Source organism: Mesorhizobium sp. B2-2-4 (assembly GCF_006442375.1).
Lineage (GTDB): Bacteria > Pseudomonadota > Alphaproteobacteria > Rhizobiales > Rhizobiaceae > Mesorhizobium.
This window is the reverse complement of record NZ_VFWB01000006.1, coordinates 87066-105552: the sequence shown is the minus strand read 5'-3', so window position 1 is coordinate 105552 and position 18487 is coordinate 87066. Positions and strand designations below refer to the sequence as shown.

Here is an 18487-nt window from a genome sequence, read left to right as displayed (position 1 = left end):
AGCGTGGCCCGCCTTGTCACACGAATTCGGTTGAGCCCAACAATCAGCGGAAATGATTGCCAGGACCAATCCTAGCCCTGCGCCACCTTGCCCTCGATCGCCCTCCCCCAATCGAGCAGCGGCTTGGCGCGCATGGTGAAATCGACCAGCTCGTCGACCAGCGCCGCCGTGTGGATCCCCGTCGGATCGATGACATGCTGGACGTAGAAATGACGGTTGCGGATGGCCTCGGTCAGATCGGAATCGCCGACATGCTCGAAGCCTCGCGGCGTGCGCTTCATGCGGCCTTCCGTCTCGAATTCCAGACCGTTCTTCTTCAAGGCGCCCACCAGGGCGCGGAACCTGTCCGGCCTTGCCGCGATGGCCTTGCGCATGGCGAGCAACAGTTCCGGGGCGGGCTGCCACCAGGCAATGTCGGCGAAGCAGCGTTCCAGCCCGACATGGACATAGAACACGCCCTGCTCCATCTTGGTGCCGTCGGGCGACAGGATCGCCGACAGATGCCGGTTGTAAGGCCGCTTGTCCTTGGCGAAGCGCACGTCCCGGTTGATCCGGAACAGTGATTTCTTGCGGTCGCCCTTGAGGCCGAGCCCGGCCTCGCCGAAACGGCGTGTGAGCGTCTCCACCAGATCGCCCAGCGGATCGCGCAATTCCTGTTCGAACAGGTCGCGATTCTCTACGAACCACTCGCGGCTCTGGTGGAAATCAAGTGCCTTCAGGAACGGAATAGCCTTCTGGCCGAACCCCTTGAATTCGCCTGACATCATGCCTTGCCGATCCGCTGCAGCCACGCGTCCTCGTCTATGACCTCGATGCCGAGTTCACTGGCAAGCTTGAGTTTCGAGCCGGCGCCGGGCCCCGCCACCACCAGATCGGTCTTGGCCGAAACCGAGCCCGCCACCTTCGCGCCCAGCCGTTCGGCCATCGCCTTGGCTTCGGAGCGCGTCATCTTTTCCAGCGAGCCCGTGAACACGATGGTCTTGCCGGCGACCACGCTGTCGGCCGAGACGGTGACGACATACGGCTTCGGCCTGACCTGCTTAAGCAGCGCCTCAAGCACGTCGTCATTGCGCTCATTGCCGAAGAAATCGGCCAGCGCGTTGATCACCGTGTCGCCGATGCCGTTGATCGACGGGAAGACACTATGCGGATCGTCAGCCGCCGCGGTCTCCTTGCCGACGCGGATCAGTTCCTCGATTGTCGAAAACGTCCGGGCAAGCACGGCCGCCGTCGTTTCGCCGATATGGCGGATCCCAAGCGCAAAGATGAAGCGGTCGAGCTCGGGTTCGCGGCGCGAATCGATCGCCGCAAAGAGCTTGTCCAACCCTTCATAGTTGCGGTCCTCGACGCTGCGCACGTTCTTGCGCGTCTTGCCCGACGCCGCCTCGCGCTGCCTCGCCTGCTCCTCGCGCCGCTCGGCCAGCGCCTTGGTGACGGCGGGACGCCGATCCCTGAGCGTGAAGATGTCGGCGGCCGTCTTGACCAGGCCCGCATTGAAGAACAGGTCGATGTTTTCCGCGCCTAGTCCCTCGATATCCATGGCCCCGCGCGACACGAAGTGGCGCAGCCCTTCCACGGCTTGCGCGGGGCAGATCAGTTCGCCCGTGCAACGCCTGCGGGAATCCTCCTTGCCGGTCTTCTCGTTGATTTCGCGCGTCGCCGGCGAGCCGCAGATCGGGCAAGTATGTGGGAATTCGTAAGGCACGGCATCCGGCGGACGCTTGTCGACGACGACACTGACGATCTGCGGGATGACGTCCCCTGCCCGCTGGATCACCACGGTGTCGCCGATGCGCACGTCGATGCCGTCGCGGATCGGCTGGCCGTTGCTGTCGAAACCCTTGATATAGTCTTCGTTGTGCAGCGTGACGTTCTCGACCACGACGCCCCCGACTGTCACGGGCGCAAGCCTCGCCACCGGCGCCAGCGTGCCGGTGCGCCCGACCTGGATATCGATCTTCTGCACGGTCGTCATCGCCTGTTCGGCCGGAAATTTGTGCGCGATGGCCCAGCGCGGTTCGCCGGTGACGAAGCCCCACCGGCGCTGCAACTCCAGTTGGTCGACCTTGTAGACGACGCCGTCGATGTCGTAGCCCAAGGAAGAACGCTGTTCCTCGATGCGGTGATAATGCGCGATCAGCTCGCCGACCGACCTCGCCCGCACCATCAGCGGGCTGACTTTGAAGCCCCATTCCGCGAATTTCTGCACCGAATCGTATTGTGTCGGAGCGGGGTCGGCTGTCGTGTAGCCCCAGGCATAGGCAAAGAATTTGAGGTTCCGGCTGGCGGTGACCGATGGATCCTTCTGGCGCAGCGACCCAGCCGCCGTATTGCGCGGATTGACATAGTCCTGGCCGCCGGCGGCCGCTGAGCGCTGCTTCAGCGCCTCGAATTCGGCATAGGTCATGTAGACCTCGCCGCGTATCTCGATGATTTCGGGCCAGCCCGAGCCTTTCAGCCTGCCGGGAATATCGGCGATGGTCCTCAGATTGGCGGTGATGTCTTCGCCGACAGCGCCATCGCCGCGCGTTGCGCCCTGCACGAACACGCCGTTCTCGTAACGCAGCGAGGCCGACAGGCCGTCGATCTTCGGTTCGGCCGTGAAGGCGATGTCGAGATCCTTGTCGCGGTCGAAGAAGCGCCGGCCGCGTTCGATGAAATCGGCGACGTCCTCGTCGGTATAGGCCTTGGCGAGGCTGAGCATGGGCACGGCATGGCGCACCTTGGCAAAGCCTTCCGCCGGCGCGGCACCGACCCTGCGCGATGGCGAATCCTCGCGCACCAGGGCGGGAAAGCGCTGCTCGATGGCGAAGTTGCGCCGGGTCAGCGCATCATAGGCGGCGTCGGTGATAACAGGCGCGTCCTCGGTATGGTAGCGGCGGTCGTGCTCCGCGATCTCCTGCGCCAGGCGCTTCAGCTCCGCTTCGGCTTCGCTCTCACTGAGCGAATCGACTGGTCTTTCAGACATCGCACGGCTTCCCTGACCAATGCACGCCGCCCAAAATATGGTGCGATTTTGGGGCAACGACATGCGCAAAACAATAACCAAGGCGCGGCGCACTTTGGTTGGGCGCCACTATAAATCAGGATTTGGCAGGAGGGAGCCGGCCTGCGAAAAAATCATTCCTGAACAGCAGGATGCAGCCATATCCTGACTCGCCTTCACGGGAAACGAGCTTTCAGGCAGCCGCCGTATTCTCCCGCAGCAATCTCTCGGCGGCCGCGCGCGCTTCGTCGGTGATGGTGGCGCCGGCCAGCATGCGCGCGATCTCTTCCTGGCGCGCCGCCCGGTCCATTTCGGCGATGCCGGTCGCGACCTTGTCGGTGCTGCCGGATTTGGAGATCAGGAAGTGCGTCGCCGCGCGGGCCGCCACCTGCGGCGCATGGGTGACCGAGAGCACCTGCACGCGCCTGGACAATCTTGCCAGCCGCTGGCCGATGGCATCCGCGACGGCGCCGCCCACCCCTGTGTCGATTTCATCGAAGACCAGCGTTGGCGCCGAGCCCCGGTCGGCCAGCGCCACCTTCAGCGCCAGCAGGAAGCGCGAAAGCTCGCCGCCGGAAGCAACCTTCATCATCGGCCCGGGCCGGGTGCCGGGATTGGTGCGCACCCAGAACTCGATCTGGTCGATGCCCTCTTCCATGCGGCTCTCGGCCTCGCTCTTCATCTCGACGATGAAGGCGGCGCGTTCGAGCTTAAGCGCCGGCAGTTCGGCCATCACCGTCTTTGTCAGCCCGACCGCCGCGGCATGGCGAAGCGAGGACAACTGCGCGGCGGCGATATCATAGGCTTCGCGCGCTGCGGCCGCCTGCTTTTCCAGCCCATGAAGGCGCTCCTCGCCGGCATCGAGATCGGCAAGATCGGCAACCATCGTGTCGCGCAATTGCGCCAAATCATCGACGGCAACGCTGTGCTTGCGCGATGCCGCGCGCAGCGAAAACAATCGCTCTTCCGCCTTTTCCAGCCGCTGTGGATCATATTCGGTGGCGCGCAAAGCCGCCTCGACACCCGACTGCGCCGCGTCGAGCGACAGCATCGCCTCATCCAGCGACTTGACCACTTCGTCGAGCAGCCCGGGGGCCTCGCCGGCCTTGCGCTGCAACCGCCTGAGCAGGCTGGCCAGTTGCGGCAAGGGCGAGGATGGACCCGAAAGCACGTCCTGCGCGTCGTGGATTTCGGAGGCGATCTTCTCGGCCCGCATCATGTGGGCGCGCAAGTCGGCAAGCTCAGTCTCCTCACCCGGCTGCGGATCGAGCTTGGTCAGCTCCGTGACCGCTGCGCGCAGGTAGTCCGCTTCGCGCGCCGCCGCCGCCACCTTGGCACGATGGCGCGAGAGCTCCTGCTCGCAGGCGCGCCAGTGCCGCCAGGCCTCGGCCGTCGACCGGACGGCGCCGAGATGGCCGCCGAAGGCGTCGAGCACGTCGCGATGCGCGCCGGGATCGACAAGGGCGCGTTCGTCATGCTGGCCGTGGATCTCGACCAGCGCGCGGCCGACGTCGCGCATCAGCGTCACGCTGGACGGCTGATCGTTGACGAAGACGCGAGTGCGGCCGTCCGCCGTCTGCAAGCGGCGCAGGATGATGTCGCCGTCGTCCTCGATGGCATTCTCGGCAAGCAGCGCGCGCACCGGATGGTTGCGCGGCACGTCGAACACGGCAATCACCTGGCCCTGTGCCGCGCCGTGGCGCACCAGGGAAGCGTCACCGCGAGCCCCAAGCGCCAACGACAGGGCGTCGAGCAGGATGGATTTTCCGGCGCCGGTCTCGCCCGTCAGCACCGAGAGACCGGGCTGGAAGTCGATATCCAGCTTCTCGATCAGGACGATATCGCGGATCGACAGCCTGGAAAGCATCGTTACGCCTGCATCAGGCGCCGGTGATCAGTTTCCCGGCCTTGGATATCCACGAGCCGGCATTCTCGCGCGGCGCAAGCCCGTTGCTCTGCAGGAGCTTGTAGGAATCCTTGTACCATGGGCTGTCGGGATAATTGGTGCCGAGAACGGCGGCGGCGGTCTGCGCCTCCGAAGTCAGGCCCATCGCATAATAGCTCTCGGTCAGGCGCGCCAGCGCCTCCTCGACGTGGCGGGTGTTGGAATAATTCTCGACCACATTGCGGAAACGCTTGACCGCGGCGATGTATTCGCGGCGTTCGAGATAATAGCGGCCGATCTGCATCTCCTTGCCGGCGAGCTGGTCGTTGGCGAAGCGGATCTTTTCCTTGGCGTCATCGACATATTCTGAATTAGGCCAGCGCGTCACGAGATCCTGCATGGTCTGCACGGTCTGGCGCGCTTCCTTCTGATCCTGCGTCACGTCCTTGATCTGGCGGTAGTAGCTAAGGCCGATGATGTACTGCGCATAAGCCGCGTCATCCGTTGACGGATACAGCGTCAGATAACGCTTGGCCGACGAGATCGCTTCGTCGTAGCTGCCCTTGCGATAGTCGGCGAACGCGCCCATCACCATCGATTTGCGGGCCCACTCCGAATAAGGATGCTGGCGGTCGACCGCGTCGAACTTCTTGCTCGCCTCGTCGAGGCGTCCGGCATTCAGATTGGCGAGCCCTTGGTTGTAGAGAACGTCGGCCGGCTCGGTCTGGTCGACATAGGTCGACAGGTCGATATCTTTTTCCGACGACATGCAAGCAGACAGGAAGAGCGATGGAACAACCACCGAAAGCGCCAGGAAAACGGACCGCTGCGGCGCTTTCAATTGACCGACTCGCTTGAAGAACATGATTGGATTGCGCCCTTTCGGCGTTATTTCAGTGCCTGTTGCATATCGTTTCCCCAAAACTGGTCCCCACTTCCAGGCGACATGCACTATCGACGGCAGCAGCCATAAACCATAACCGCCTTGCCCGGCAACGCTATGTCTAGGCAATCGAACATTTTTGTGGCGGCCGGGCCGCGCCGGAGCATCCCTGCGATTTCGCCGGCAAATGATGCATTCATGCAACACGAGCGAGCTGCGATGGTATCCGGAAAGTGGCGGCGACTCAGATCATCCAGGGCGCATAGAGAGGCGCGTTGACGGCGCTCATCTCGGCCGCACGGCCGCGCTCGCGGCGGGTCGTTTCGACGATCTCGAACGCGGTACGGTCCGACAGCACGCGCCGCAAGGCGGCCGCATTCAGCCTATGGCCGCCACGATAGGAGCGGAAGCAGCCGATGAAGCGGGCCCCGGCCAGTGCCAGGTCGCCCATGGCGTCCAGCGTCTTATGGCGTACGAACTCGTTGGGGTAGCGCAAGCCGCCCATGTTGATGACGCGGTTGTCGTCACCGATGACCAGCGAATTCTCAAGCGAGGATCCCAGCGCATAGCCGGCGGCCCACAGCCGCTCGACGTCCTTCATGAAGCCGAAGGTGCGGGCGCGCGCGATGTCGCGGCGGAAAATGTCCGCATTGATGTCGGACGCGAACAGCTGCCGGCCGATCGCCGGGCTTTCGAAATCGATCTCGACCTCGAAGCGGGTGCCGTCATAGGGCCTGAACTCAGCCCAGGAGGCGCCGTTCTCGATGCGGACCGGCTTGACGATCCGGATGTAGCGCCGCTTGACCGACAGCGTTTCGATGCCGGCCTGGTCTATGGCCTCGACGAACGCCATGGCGCTGCCGTCGAGGATAGGGACCTCATGGCCGTCGATCTCGATGATGACATTGTCGATGCCGAGCCCGAACAGCGCCGCCATGATGTGCTCGACCGTGGCGATGTGCTCGCCAGAGGGGTCACCGAGCATGGTGCACAGATCGGTTGCGCCGATCTCGGAAAACAGGGCGCGGAACTCGCGACCTTGCCCGTTCTCACTAAAAAGCTGGAAAACGATGCCGGTGTCGGCATCCGCCGGGAGAAAGCTGATGGAAACTTCCTTGCCGCTGTGAACGCCGGTGCCCGTAAGCGACGCGCGCGTCTTCACTGTCGTCTGATAGTCGTGCAAGACAATCCCCATAAGCCCGAAATGCCTAGGTCCGCTTCTCCAGCCCGAGGGCGCGGCTCTCTTGTAAAAATCGGCAGGCCAGGTCACTTCCCCCGAAATCCCGGCAAACCGACGACGGTAGGCAATGAAGATAATGTCCCGTCAGGGATAGTCCAAATCACGGTTTCTTACTCTTTGTAACCGCAACCGACGTATGGATAGCCTCTTAAGTGCTTGAATTTCCATTCTTTTAAACGTTAACAGGCAAGCAATTCCTTGCTTGCCTGTTAACAATTGTTACAGCCCGTTAACCGCTCAGTTGGCCTGGCGACGCAGGAACGCCGGAATTTCCAGCTGGTCGTCCTCCTGAGTCGCCCTGGCCTGCGGCGTCAGGCGGCCTTGGTCGTCGAGCTGGCCGCGACGAGGCGCGTAGAGCTGCGCGTCCTGGCTTGCCAGACGGCGCACTTCCGGTGCGGCCTGACGCAGCTTGGGCTCGCGCGGCTGCGCCGGCTGCAGGCGTGCAGGCTCTTCCTCGCGGCGCGTCAGGCCGTTGGTCAGACGCTTCAAGAGCCCCATCGGTCCGCTGTTCTCATGGTCGGCCGGGCGGCTCTTGGCGTCGACCTCGGCCTTCACGACAGGCGGAAAGTCCTCGACGCGCGGCATGCGCTGGGGAGCCATCGCGACCGGCTGCTGGACTTCGCGCAGGATCTCGCGCGGCTGAGGCGCCGGCTGCATCTGCTGGACCACGGGCTGCACCATCGGTTGCGGCTGCGCCGGCGGAGCCTGGAAGATCTTGCTCTGCGGACGGAAATCATCCGCATGGGCAATTGGCGCCGGACGGGCTTGTGCCATCGCCGCGGCGTTTGCTTCGGCCAGTTGGATCGCTTCCGCGACCGGATCGGCGGCGCGCGGCTCGAACGCAGCCTGCTGGACCGGCGCGGGGCGGCTTTCCGCCGCGGCAACGGCCGGGCGGGCGGCCGGCTTCTGCGGCGCGGTGCGGATCGAGATCGGCGCGGCGGCGATTTCGGCCGCCGACTTGTCGATGCCGGTGGCGACAACCGAGACGCGGATGACGCCTTCGAGCTCCTCGTCGAAAGTGGCGCCCAGGATGATGTTGGCGTCCTGGTCGACCTCCTCGCGGATGCGGGTCGCCGCTTCGTCGACTTCGAACAGCGTCAGGTCGCGGCCGCCGGTGATCGAGATCAGCAGGCCCTTGGCGCCCTTCATCGAGGTCTCGTCGAGCAGCGGGTTGGCGATCGCGGCTTCCGCGGCCGCCATCGCGCGGCCCTCGCCCGATGCCTCGCCGGTGCCCATCATCGCCTTGCCCATCTCGCGCATCACCGAACGAACGTCGGCGAAGTCGAGATTGATCAGGCCTTCCTTGACCATCAGGTCGGTGATGCAGGCTACACCCGAATAGAGAACCTGGTCAGCCATGGCGAACGCGTCGGCGAAGGTGGTCTTGTCATTGGCCAGCCGGAACAGGTTCTGGTTAGGGATGACGATCAGCGTGTCGACGCATTTCTGCAGCTCCTCGATGCCGAAATCCGCCGTCTTCATGCGGCGCTGGCCTTCGAAATGGAACGGCTTGGTGACGACGCCGACAGTGAGGATGCCCTTCTCGCGGGCGGCGCGCGCCACGACCGGCGCCGCTCCCGTGCCCGTGCCGCCGCCCATGCCCGCGGTGACGAAGCACATATGGGTGTTGGACAGGTGATCGATGATCTCGTCGATGCATTCTTCCGCTGCCGCGCGGCCCACTTCAGGCTGGGATCCGGCGCCCAGCCCCTCGGTGACATGCGCGCCGAGCTGGATCAGCCGGTCGGCTTTCGACATGGTCAGCGCCTGCGCGTCGGTGTTGGCGACAACGAACTCGACGCCGCGCAGACCGGCGGTGATCATGTTGTTGACGGCGTTGCCGCCGCCGCCGCCGACGCCGAACACGGTGATGCGTGGCTTAAGCTCGGTGATGTCCGGCTTTTGCAGATTGATGGTCATTGTCTCCGTCCTTTGCCTTTCCTGCCGCTTCGCCGCCGCGGCCACTTATGGGGCTGTCCCCGTCAATTAGAAACTGTCTCTCAACCACTGACTCATGCGATGCAGTTTTCCGCCTGTTCCAGTCATCCTGAGACCGGAAATTCCTTTCGCCGGATGGCTCTCGAAGCTCGCCATCTGCGGATAGATCAACAAACCGACGGCCGCCGAGAAGGCCGGCCCCTTCGCCGCTTCGGGCAGGCCCGCCACGCCGAGCGGGCGGCCGATGCGCACATTGCGCCCCAGGATGCGGCGCGCCGCTTCCGGCAGGCCGGCAAGCTGGCTGGCGCCGCCGGTCAGCACCACGCGCTTGCCCACCGCATTGCCGTAGCCGGACTTGTTCAGCCGGTCGCGCAAAAGCTCGAGCGTCTCGTCGATGCGGGCGCGCACGATACGCGTCATGACGGAGCGCGGAATCTGGAGCGGCACTTCGCCCTCGTCGCCGATCGGCTGGATCGAGACCAGGTCGCGGTCATCGGCGCTGCCGGGCAACGCCGAACCATGCATCACCTTCAGCCGTTCGGCGGCATCGAGCGAGGTGGACAGTCCCTTGGCCATGTCCAGCGTGACGTGGTTGCCGCCGATGGCGATGGCGTCGCCATGGACGAACTTGCCTTCCGAAAACACCGAGATCGTCGTCGTGCCGCCGCCCATATCGATGCAGGCGGCGCCCAGTTCCAGCTCGTCGTCGACCAATGCCGCCAGCCCGCTGGCATAGGGCGTCGCCACCATGCGCTCGACCGAAAGATGCGAGCGGTTGATGGAGAGCTCCAGGTTGCGCATCGGAGCGGCGTCGCCGGTCAGCACATGCATGTCGACGCCAAGCGTGTCGCCGACCATGCCGCGCGGATCGCGCACGCCGCGCTCAGCGTCGAGCGAGAAGCCGACGGGGAGCGAATGGACCACCTCGCGCTCGGTCTTCAGCGCCTGCTTGGCGCCGGCACCGAGCACCCGCTTGATGTCGGCCTCGTCGGCCTCATGGCCGCCGAGATTGATGGTTGCCGAGAAAGCTTCGCTCTTCAGCCGGCCGGCGGTCATGTTCACGATCAGCGAATCGACCGTCAGCCCGGCCATGCGCTCGGCGGCGTCGACGGAGAGACGAATGGCATGTTCGGCACGATCGAGATCGATGACGACGCCCGATTTGACGCCCTGCGACTTCTGATGGCCGATGCCGATCACCTGGATGCGGTGCGAGCGTCCGCGCAGCAGCTTGCCGTCATCGCACGGCTTCAGCTTCGCCACCATGCAGCAGACCTTGCTCGAACCGACATCCAGCACCGTCAAGGTGCCGGAGCGGCGCGACGAGGCATCGCCTGAACCGCCAAGCCAGCTCATATCTTCGTCTCCGGCTTGCGCTTCAGCGTTTTCGGTTTCTCGTTGAGCGCGGCTTCGCGCTGAGTCGCCGCCTCCGGCGTCAGCTGCACGACCAGCCGGTCCGACAGCCGCATATCGACGGCCGCGATATCGCGCGACAACAGCCCCTTGTCATGGTCCATGCCGACGAGTTCGGCGAGTGCCTGATCCTCGCCATCCTCGGGGAGCTTGACGGTGATGCCATTGTCCAGCTTCAGGTCCCAGCGCCGATCGCCGACACGGACATAGCCCCTGATGCGGGTCGCGAGATCCGGGTATTTTTCGATCTTCGCCAGGAATTCCGGCGCCTTGGCCGGCGCGCCGGCTCCGATCAGCAATGGCAGCAGCACCTGCTTGCCACCCGAGAACGGCGCGATAACGGCACCGTCTTTTTCGATGACGGAGAGATCGCTGCCCTGCTGCCAAAGCGCGAACGCCTGACGCTCCTCGACGCGCACCTCCAACGTGTGCGGATAGACCTTGCGCACCGCGGCGACCTCGATCCAGGGCAAGGTGGCGATGCGTTCCCGCGCCGCCTCGGCATCGAAGCCGATCAGCGACGTCCAGCCATCGAGCTCGAGCCTGTCGAGAATATCGATCTCGGACGTCTGGCGATTGCCGACCACCTTGACCTGGTCGACGGCAAAGCCGGTCCGGGCAGTGATGCTCTGGACGATGCCGTCGGCATGACCGCCGAGATAGGCGCCATAGGCGCCGCTCGAAGCAATGAGCACTGCCGACATGATCGCGGCGGAGAAGCGCGGCGCCTGGAATTCGCCCTCGCCCAGACGCGCCAGGATACGCACCGGGCGGCGAAGCACGCGCGGCAGCACGAAATGGTCGAACGACAATGGCAGGCTGAACAGCGCCGGCCCGGCCACGCCCTTCCCCTTGCCCTGCCCCCATTTCAACGCAGACACGAAGCGTCCTCCACCATCCAACTCAACAGATCGCCGAACGAATGCCCTGCCTGGGCGGCGATTTCAGGCACCAGAGACGTCGGCGTCATGCCCGGCTGGGTATTGACCTCGAGCCATACAACCTCGCCATTTTCGGAGTGACGATCGTCATAACGGAAGTCCGACCGGGAAACGCCCCGACAGCCGACAGCTTGGTGAGCCTTGAGCGCCAGTGTCTGTATTTTTTGGTAAATATTCGGTGAAACTTTTGCGGGGCATTCGTGTTTTGATCCGCCCGCGACATATTTTGAATCGTAGTCATAGAACGAATGGCCCGTCGGGATGATCTCGCAGACGCCAAGCGCCACGTCGCCCATGACGGCACAAGTCAGCTCGCGCCCATGGATGTAGCGCTCGACCATGACGGTATCGCCATATTTCCACTCGGACGAGCCGATGACCTGCGGCGGATGCGACTGCCCCTCATGCACGATCACGACGCCGAAGCTCGACCCCTCATTGACCGGCTTCACCACATAAGGCGGCTTCATCGGATGGTTGTTCTGAATGGCGAAGCGATTGGCGACCTTCGATTCGGCGACGGGGACACCGGCCAATTTCACGACTTTCTTCGACTGCTCCTTGTTCATCGCAAGCGCCGAGGCGAGCACGCCGGAATGGGTGTAGGGAATGCCGAGATATTCGAGAATGCCCTGAATGGTGCCGTCCTCGCCAAAAGGACCATGCAGCGCATTGAAGGCGACATCGGGCCTGAGATCGGCAAGCACGGAGCCGACATCGCGCCCGACATCGACGCGCGTGACTTGATAGCCTTCCGTCTCAAGCACATCGGCACAGGCCTTCCCCGAAGACAGGGACACGGGCCGCTCGGACGAGAAACCACCCAGCAGGACGGCCACATGCTTGTTTTTCATTCCCCGTCATCCCCTCTCACGGCGGATCAAAAACCAAGATTTCCGCAACATTGAGTCCGAGTCTCCCGGCAGGTTGCCCCCCAGACGGAAAACGCGGGAAACGCGTCGAACGACTCAAATCAGGAAACGCTTTGGAGCAGAGAATCAGAGAGTTGATTCACTGGCAAGTGCTTATGATTCCGAGAGATTCACTTTCTGAGAAAATGGATGCGAAAACCGTGCTGTTGAGTCTTTGGAGCAACGGTCGCGCGGTCATTCCTGACCGGTTGAAATTCATGCATCACCTGAACTTCAACGATGGCTATAGCAACTGCCCAAGAAACTCCTGCACGGCGTGTCCAGGGCGGAAGTCCCCGATGCGCTTGATCTCCCAGTGCAGTCGGATGCCGGAATGTTCGAGCACCCGCGTGCGCACTGTTTCGCCGAGATATTCGAGTTCGTAGCCGGTCGCTGTCCCGGTGTTGATCATGAAATTGCAGTGCATGGGCGACATCTGCGCGCCGCCGATCAGCAGGCCGCGGCACCCTGCCTTGTCGATCTCTTTCCAGGCTGAGGTGCCTTCAGGATTCTTGAAGGTCGAGCCACCGGTCTTCTCGCGGATCGGCTGCACCGTCTCGCGATGGTTCTGCACCGCGTCCATCGCCGCCTTGATCACTGCCTTGTCCTCGGCAAAGCCCTCGAAAATCGCCGAGGTGAAGATCAGCCCGGACGGTGCCGACGAGTGCCGGTAGGCATAGCCCATATCGGCATTGCTCAGCGTCTGGACGTTGCCTTTGCGGTCGAGCGCACGCACCTCGACGACGCGCTCGCGCGTCTCGACGCCATTGGCGCCGGCGTTCATCCTCAGCGCCCCGCCGATGGCGCCCGGTATGCCGTGGTAGAAATGGAAGCCGCCGATGCCGGCTTCCAGCGCCACCGCGGCGATGCGCTTGTCGGGCGTGGCCGCGCCAGCCTTGATCGATGTCGGCGAAACAATTTCGGTTTCACCGAACCCCTTGGCCGACAGCCTTATGACGAAACCCGGAATACCCCCATCGCGCACAAGCAAGTTCGAGCCCACGCCGACTATGGTCAGCGGTATCTCTTCGGGAACCACTTTCAGGAAAGCAGCGAGATCCGCCTCGTCCGCTGGCTGAAAGAGCGCCTCGGCCAGTCCTCCGGCGCGGAACCAGGTGATCTTGTCCATCTCGGCATTCGGCGTGATGCGGCCGCGCAGGCCGGCAAGCCGGCCGCCAAGTCTGTCGATCAGCACCTGGCCCTGCATCATGAGACGGCCAGCTCCTTGGGCAGCGCATAGGCCCATTGCGTGATGTTGCCGGCGCCGAGGAAGACGACGAAGTCGCCGGGCCTGGCCAGATCACGGACAACAGGCGCTATTGCTTCCGGACCCTCGATGTAGCGCGCGTCGCGATGGCCGCCGGCGCGAATGCGCGACACCAGCGCATCCGAGGTCACGCCTTCGATCGGCTCCTCGCCGGCGGCGTAGACCGGCGCCACCATCACCGTGTCGGCGTCGTTGAAGCAGGCGGAGAACTCATTGAACAGATCATGCAGCCGGGTAAAACGGTGCGGCTGGGCAATGGCGATGACGCGGCCCTTGGTGGCGCTGCGCGCGGCTTTCAGCACCGCAGCGATCTCGACCGGATGGTGGCCGTAATCGTCGAACACTTCGACGCCATTCCAGGAGCCGGTTTGGGTGAAGCGACGCTTGACGCCGGCGAAGGACGACAGGCCTTTCTTGATCGCCTCGGCCGACAGACCGAGCTCATGCGCCACCGCGATCGCCGCCGTCGCATTGGAAACGTTGTGGCGGCCGGGCATCGGCAGGCGCAGATCCGATATCGTCGTCTGGCCGCGTCCCTTGCGGTCGCGGATCACCACGTCGAATTCCGAGGTCGCGCCGGCCATGCGATGGTTGGTGAAGCGCACGTCGGCCTGCGCGTTCTCGCCATAGGTGATGACGCGGCGATCCTCGATTCGGCCGACCAGCGCCTGCACCTCCGGGTGGTCGGTGCACATGACGCCGAAGCCGTAGAACGGCACGTTCTCGACGAACTGGCGGAAGGCTTCGCGCACCTTCTCGAAACTGCCGTAGTGATCGAGATGTTCGGGATCGATATTGGTGACGACGGCGATATCGGCCGGCAGCTTGAGGAAGGTCCCGTCGCTCTCGTCGGCTTCGACCACCATCCACTCGCCGTCCCCCATGCGCGCATTGGTGCCATAGGCGTTGATGATGCCGCCATTGATGACGGTCGGGTCGAGCCCGCCGGCTTCGAGCAGCGTCGCTACCATCGAGGTCGTCGTCGTCTTGCCGTGCGTGCCGCCGATCGCCACTGCCTGGCGGAAGCGCATCAGTTCGGCCAGCATTTCGGCGCGGCGCACGATCGGCAGCAATTTCTCCCGTGCCGCCTTCAGTTCGGGGTTGGATTTCTTGATAGCCGTCGAGACAACCACCACTTCGGCATCGCCGAGGTTTTCTTCCCTGTGGCCGACAAAGCATTCGATCCCCTTGTCGCGCAGCCGCTGCACATTGGCGCTGTCGGCCTGGTCGGATCCCTGCACCTTGTAGCCGAGATTGTGCAGCACTTCGGCGATGCCACTCATGCCGATGCCGCCAATGCCGATGAAATGCACGAGGCCTATGGTCTGCGGCATCTTCATGCGTGCGTTCCCTTCTTAAAATCCGAAACGGTTTTGCGGGACGCAATAGCCTCTGTGAGATCGGCGAGCAACCGTGCGGCGTCCGGTTTGCCGACCGACTTCGCCGCCGCAGCCATTGCCGTGAGCCGTTCGGGCTCGGCCATCAGGGCGCCGATCAGCGCCGCGATGCGCTCGGGCGAAAGTGAGGATTGCGGTTCCACTTCGCCACCGCCGGCGGCCGCAAGAGCGGCTGCGTTCGCGGCCTGGTCGTGATCGAGCGCATAGGGATAGGGCACCAGCAGCGCCGGCCGCCCGATGACCGCGATTTCCGAGACGGTCGACGCGCCGGAGCGCGACATCACCAACTGTGCGGCCGCTATACGCGCCGCCATGTCGCTGAAGAAGGGCGAGACCTCGACACCGACGCCAAGCGCTGCATAGGCCGCCTTCACCCGCCCGACACCATCGGCCCGAGCCTGCTGCGTGATCACCAGCCGCTTGCGGAGTGCGTCGGGGAGCAAGGCGACGGCCGCCGGCACCGCATCGGAGAAGAACTGCGCGCCCTGGCTGCCGCCGAACACCAGCAGGCGGAAGGGATCATCTCCGGCCGAGGCGACGTAGGCGGTCTTTGCGGCTTCGAGCACCTGTGGGCGAACCGGATTGCCTGTCGTCACCGTCTTGGCGCCGACGGCGCTTTCGTCTTGGGGCAGGAAGCCACCGGCAATCGCATCGACGCGGCTGGCCAGCGCCCGGTTGGCGCGTCCCATCACCGCGTTCTGCTCGTGGATCAGCGTCGGCACCTTGCGCCGCGTCGCGGCGTAGAGCGGCGGCAAGGTCGGATAGCCGCCAAAGCCGACCACGGTGTCGGGCTTGATCCTGCCGATGATGGCGGACGCCTGGCGCACGCCGCGCCAGATTTTCCAGAAAGCGCCAAGCAGGGCAACAGGATTTTTGGAGCCCAGCGTCGCGGACTGGATCGGGTGGATGGCGGCGGCCGGGAAGTGGCCGGCAAAGCGCTCAGCGCGGTCGTCGGTCGCCAGATGCACCGTCCAGCCACGCGCGTTCAACTCATGCGCCAGTGCCTCGGCCGGAAACAGATGTCCGCCGGTTCCGCCCGCCGAGAGAAGGATAACGCCTCTGGCCATGTCACTCCGCCGGCATGGCGCGCTGTGGCAAGGCAAAGCCCACCTGCTTGCGCTTTTCCGGTCGCTTGCGCGTCAGCGCCAGCACCATTCCCATCGAGATGGCGATGGCAATCTGCGAAGAGCCGCCATAGGAGATGAACGGCAGCGTCATGCCCTTGGCCGGCACCAGCTGCAGGTTGACGCACATGTTGATGACTGCCTGCAGGCCGAACACGGTGACGAGGCCGCCGACCGCATAGCGGGTGAAATCGTCATGCTCCTTCAGCGCCGTGTTGAGGCCGCGCAGCACGATGAAGGCGAAGATGGACATGATGAAGAAACACATGATCAATCCGAATTCCTCGCCCGCGACCGAAAAGACGAAATCGGCATGGCTGTCGGGGATGACCCGCTTGACGGTGCCCTCGCCCGGCCCGACGCCGAACCAGCCGCCATTGATCAATGCGTCGCGGCCCATATCGACCTGGAACGTGTCGCCTTCGCCAGTGAGGAACTTGTCGATACGCAGGGCGACGTGCGGAAATACCGTATAGGCGGCAAAGACGCCGCCGACGCCGGCCGCTCCGAGCACGACGATCCACAGCCATGGCAGCCCCGCCATGAAGAACATGATGCCCCAGGTGCCGGTCGTCAGCATGGTCTGGCCGAGGTCCGGCTGCGCCACCAGCAGCGATACGACCAGTACCAAGAGCAACATGGCGAAGAGATTGCCCGGAATGTCGGGCTGGCGCTTGTGTTCGGCGAACAGCCAGGCGCACATGATGACAAAGGCGGGTTTCAAAAACTCCGAGGGCTGGATCGACAGGCCGGCAAGCGACACCCAGCGCCGCGCGCCTTTCACCTCGACGCCGATGTAGAGCACCGCCACCATCAGCACCAGCATCAGGCACAGCATGATCAGCGCCATGCGCCGGATTTCTCTGGAATCGAGGAAGGACACCGCCAGCATCACGCCGAGCGCCGGCACGGTGAAGATGATCTGCCTGGTCGCGAAATGGAAACTGTCGAGGCCGATGCGTTCGGCGACCGCGGGACTTGCGGCGAAGGACAAAACTATGCCCAGCCCCATCAGCGACAGGAACGCCGCCAGGAACCAGCGATCGATGGTCCACCACCAGGTCGCAACCGGGCTTTTGTCGAGACGGCTCTGCATTATCGTGCCCCTCCGATGGGTTTGACGCCCTCGATAGCATTCGCAGCTTGCCTGAAGGCTTCGCCGCGGACCTCGAAATTCTTGAATTGGTCGAAACTGGCGCAGGCCGGCGACAACAGCACCACCGCCTCGCCGCCATCGTCCTTGGCCGCATCATGCGCGGCATGCTCGACCGCGGCTGCAAGCGTGCCCGATATCTCATACGGCACCGCCTCGCCCAGCGTCGCCGAAAAGGCCGGCGCTGCCTCGCCGATCAGATAGGCCTTGGCGATACGCGGGAAGAAGCCGCGCAGCGGCTCGATGCCGCCTTCCTTGGGCAGGCCGCCGGCGATCCAGTAGATGCGTGAAAAGCTCGACAGGGCGGGTGCCGCCGCATCGGCGTTGGTCGCCTTGGAATCGTTGACGAACAGCACGTGGTCCTTGCGGCCGACCTGCTCCATGCGATGCGCCAGGCCCGGAAAGCTTTCCAGTCCGGACTGGATCTCGCCGAGGTCGAGCCCGACCTTGAGGCAGGCGGCCACCGCGGCAAGCGCGTTTTGCGCATTGTGCTGCCCGCGCAGCGAGCCGATGCCTTCGAGGAAGGCGACCCGGCTGTAGCGGCCATGCACCGCTTCCATCAAATTGGTGCCATCGGCGAAATAGCCGTCGGTCAGCGGCAGCCGCTTCGAAATGCGGATGACGTGCCGCCCCGCCCGCTCCAGCCGTTCGGCAATCTGCGCACACCAGGAATCGTCGATGCCGACGATCGCGGTCTCGCTGCCGGCAACCAGCCGCTCCTTGATCGAAGCGTAATGCTGCATGGTGCCGTGACGGTCGAGGTGATCCGGCGTCAAATTGAGCAGGATGCCGGCCGTCGGATTGATCGATGGTGCGAGGTCGATCTGGTAGGACGAGCATTCGACGACATAGTGCCGGTCGGGTTGCGGCGGATCGAGTGTCATCACGGCGCGGCCGATATTGCCGCCCATCTGCGTATCGCGGCCGGAAGCCTTCAATATATGCGCCGTCAGCGCCGTGGTCGTCGACTTGCCGTTGGTGCCGGTGATGGCGATGAACGGGGCGGCTGGCGCGCCGAGCGTCCGCTCGCGGCAGAAAAGCTCGACGTCGCCGATGATCTCGACACCCGAACCGCGCGCCAGTTCCACCGTCCAGTGCGGTTTGGGATGCGTCAGCGGCACGCCGGGCGACAGCACGAAAGCGGAGAACGTCGCCCAGTCGGCTGTGTGCAGGTCGCCGGTTGCAATCCCGGCGGCTGCCGCCTTGGCGACACTGTCGGGATTGTCGTCCCAGGCCAGAACCTCAGCCCCGCCCTCGATCAGCGCGTGCGCGGTCGCGATCCCCGAGCCGCCGAGCCCGAAGAGCGAAACACGCTTGCCTGCGAAGGATGCGGCGGGAATCACGGGGCG

14 protein-coding genes are annotated in these 18487 nt (G+C 64.1%); all 14 read right to left on the bottom strand.

Features of this window, described 5'->3' with window-relative positions:
- Positions 1 to 71: 71 nt before the first annotated feature.
- The 14 genes from FJ959_RS16525 to murD all read right to left on the bottom strand — a co-directional run bounded on the left by FJ959_RS16525 (position 72) and on the right by murD (position 18481).
- The gene (locus FJ959_RS16525) at positions 72 to 764 is read right to left on the bottom strand and encodes a TIGR02453 family protein (protein WP_140631354.1); all 693 of its coding nucleotides are present in this window, start codon (positions 762 to 764) and stop codon (positions 72 to 74) included.
- Positions 764 to 2968 (bottom strand): NAD-dependent DNA ligase LigA, encoded by a 2205-nt coding sequence (ligA, locus tag FJ959_RS16520; RefSeq protein WP_140630921.1) that lies wholly within the window; start codon positions 2966 to 2968, stop codon positions 764 to 766. The genes FJ959_RS16525 and ligA overlap by 1 nt, the downstream gene beginning before the upstream one ends.
- Positions 2969 to 3179: 211 nt before the next feature.
- A complete protein-coding gene (gene recN / locus FJ959_RS16515) occupies positions 3180 to 4853 on the bottom strand; it encodes a DNA repair protein RecN (RefSeq protein WP_140630918.1) in 1674 nt (557 codons plus the stop codon).
- Between the two features lie 13 nt (positions 4854 to 4866).
- On the bottom strand, positions 4867 to 5736 hold the full coding sequence (locus FJ959_RS16510) for an outer membrane protein assembly factor BamD (RefSeq protein ID WP_140495233.1): 870 nt from the start codon (positions 5734 to 5736) through the stop codon (positions 4867 to 4869).
- A 262-nt stretch (positions 5737 to 5998) separates the two neighbouring features.
- Positions 5999 to 6949 (bottom strand): UDP-3-O-acyl-N-acetylglucosamine deacetylase, encoded by a 951-nt coding sequence (gene lpxC, locus FJ959_RS16505; protein ID WP_140495231.1) that lies wholly within the window; start codon positions 6947 to 6949, stop codon positions 5999 to 6001.
- Between the two features lie 282 nt (positions 6950 to 7231).
- Positions 7232 to 8914, bottom strand: coding sequence for a cell division protein FtsZ (ftsZ, locus tag FJ959_RS16500; RefSeq protein WP_140495229.1), 1683 nt, complete (start codon positions 8912 to 8914; stop codon positions 7232 to 7234).
- Positions 8915 to 8980: 66 nt separating this feature from the next.
- Entirely contained in the window at positions 8981 to 10288 is a 1308-nt protein-coding gene (ftsA, locus tag FJ959_RS16495) for a cell division protein FtsA (protein ID WP_140516589.1), read from the bottom strand.
- On the bottom strand, positions 10285 to 11226 hold the full coding sequence (locus FJ959_RS16490) for a cell division protein FtsQ/DivIB (protein WP_140516591.1): 942 nt from the start codon (positions 11224 to 11226) through the stop codon (positions 10285 to 10287). Before FJ959_RS16490 ends, ftsA begins: the two co-directional genes overlap by 4 nt.
- Complete coding sequence (locus FJ959_RS16485) at positions 11214 to 12140, bottom strand: D-alanine--D-alanine ligase (RefSeq protein ID WP_140495223.1); 927 nt, start codon at positions 12138 to 12140, stop codon at positions 11214 to 11216. Before FJ959_RS16485 ends, FJ959_RS16490 begins: the two co-directional genes overlap by 13 nt.
- 301 nt (positions 12141 to 12441) lie before the next feature.
- Positions 12442 to 13407: a UDP-N-acetylmuramate dehydrogenase gene (gene murB, locus FJ959_RS16480; RefSeq protein ID WP_140630915.1), complete on the bottom strand. Its 966-nt coding sequence runs from the start codon at positions 13405 to 13407 to the stop codon at positions 12442 to 12444.
- A complete protein-coding gene (gene murC / locus FJ959_RS16475; RefSeq protein ID WP_140495219.1) occupies positions 13404 to 14804 on the bottom strand; it encodes a UDP-N-acetylmuramate--L-alanine ligase in 1401 nt (466 codons plus the stop codon). Before murC ends, murB begins: the two co-directional genes overlap by 4 nt.
- The gene (gene murG, locus FJ959_RS16470) at positions 14801 to 15928 is read right to left on the bottom strand and encodes an undecaprenyldiphospho-muramoylpentapeptide beta-N-acetylglucosaminyltransferase (protein WP_140630913.1); all 1128 of its coding nucleotides are present in this window, start codon (positions 15926 to 15928) and stop codon (positions 14801 to 14803) included. The genes murC and murG overlap by 4 nt, the downstream gene beginning before the upstream one ends.
- 1 nt (position 15929) lies before the next feature.
- Positions 15930 to 17081 (bottom strand): putative lipid II flippase FtsW, encoded by a 1152-nt coding sequence (gene ftsW, locus FJ959_RS16465; protein WP_140516599.1) that lies wholly within the window; start codon positions 17079 to 17081, stop codon positions 15930 to 15932.
- A complete protein-coding gene (gene murD / locus FJ959_RS16460; protein ID WP_140495213.1) occupies positions 17081 to 18481 on the bottom strand; it encodes a UDP-N-acetylmuramoyl-L-alanine--D-glutamate ligase in 1401 nt (466 codons plus the stop codon). Before murD ends, ftsW begins: the two co-directional genes overlap by 1 nt.
- Between the last annotated feature and the right edge of the window lie 6 nt (positions 18482 to 18487).

Coding starts and splice junctions, on each gene's coding strand:
- FJ959_RS16525 (WP_140631354.1), bottom strand. CDS start 764: ATGTCAGGCGAATTCAAGGGGTTCGGCCAGAAGGCTATTCCGTTCCTG.
- ligA (WP_140630921.1), bottom strand. CDS start 2,968: ATGTCTGAAAGACCAGTCGATTCGCTCAGTGAGAGCGAAGCCGAAGCG.
- recN (WP_140630918.1), bottom strand. CDS start 4,853: ATGCTTTCCAGGCTGTCGATCCGCGATATCGTCCTGATCGAGAAGCTG.
- FJ959_RS16510 (WP_140495233.1), bottom strand. CDS start 5,736: ATGTTCTTCAAGCGAGTCGGTCAATTGAAAGCGCCGCAGCGGTCCGTT.
- lpxC (WP_140495231.1), bottom strand. CDS start 6,949: ATGGGGATTGTCTTGCACGACTATCAGACGACAGTGAAGACGCGCGCG.
- ftsZ (WP_140495229.1), bottom strand. CDS start 8,914: ATGACCATCAATCTGCAAAAGCCGGACATCACCGAGCTTAAGCCACGC.
- ftsA (WP_140516589.1), bottom strand. CDS start 10,288: ATGAGCTGGCTTGGCGGTTCAGGCGATGCCTCGTCGCGCCGCTCCGGC.
- FJ959_RS16485 (WP_140495223.1), bottom strand. CDS start 12,140: ATGAAAAACAAGCATGTGGCCGTCCTGCTGGGTGGTTTCTCGTCCGAG.
- murB (WP_140630915.1), bottom strand. CDS start 13,407: ATGATGCAGGGCCAGGTGCTGATCGACAGACTTGGCGGCCGGCTTGCC.
- murC (WP_140495219.1), bottom strand. CDS start 14,804: ATGAAGATGCCGCAGACCATAGGCCTCGTGCATTTCATCGGCATTGGC.
- murG (WP_140630913.1), bottom strand. CDS start 15,928: ATGGCCAGAGGCGTTATCCTTCTCTCGGCGGGCGGAACCGGCGGACAT.
- ftsW (WP_140516599.1), bottom strand. CDS start 17,081: ATGCAGAGCCGTCTCGACAAAAGCCCGGTTGCGACCTGGTGGTGGACC.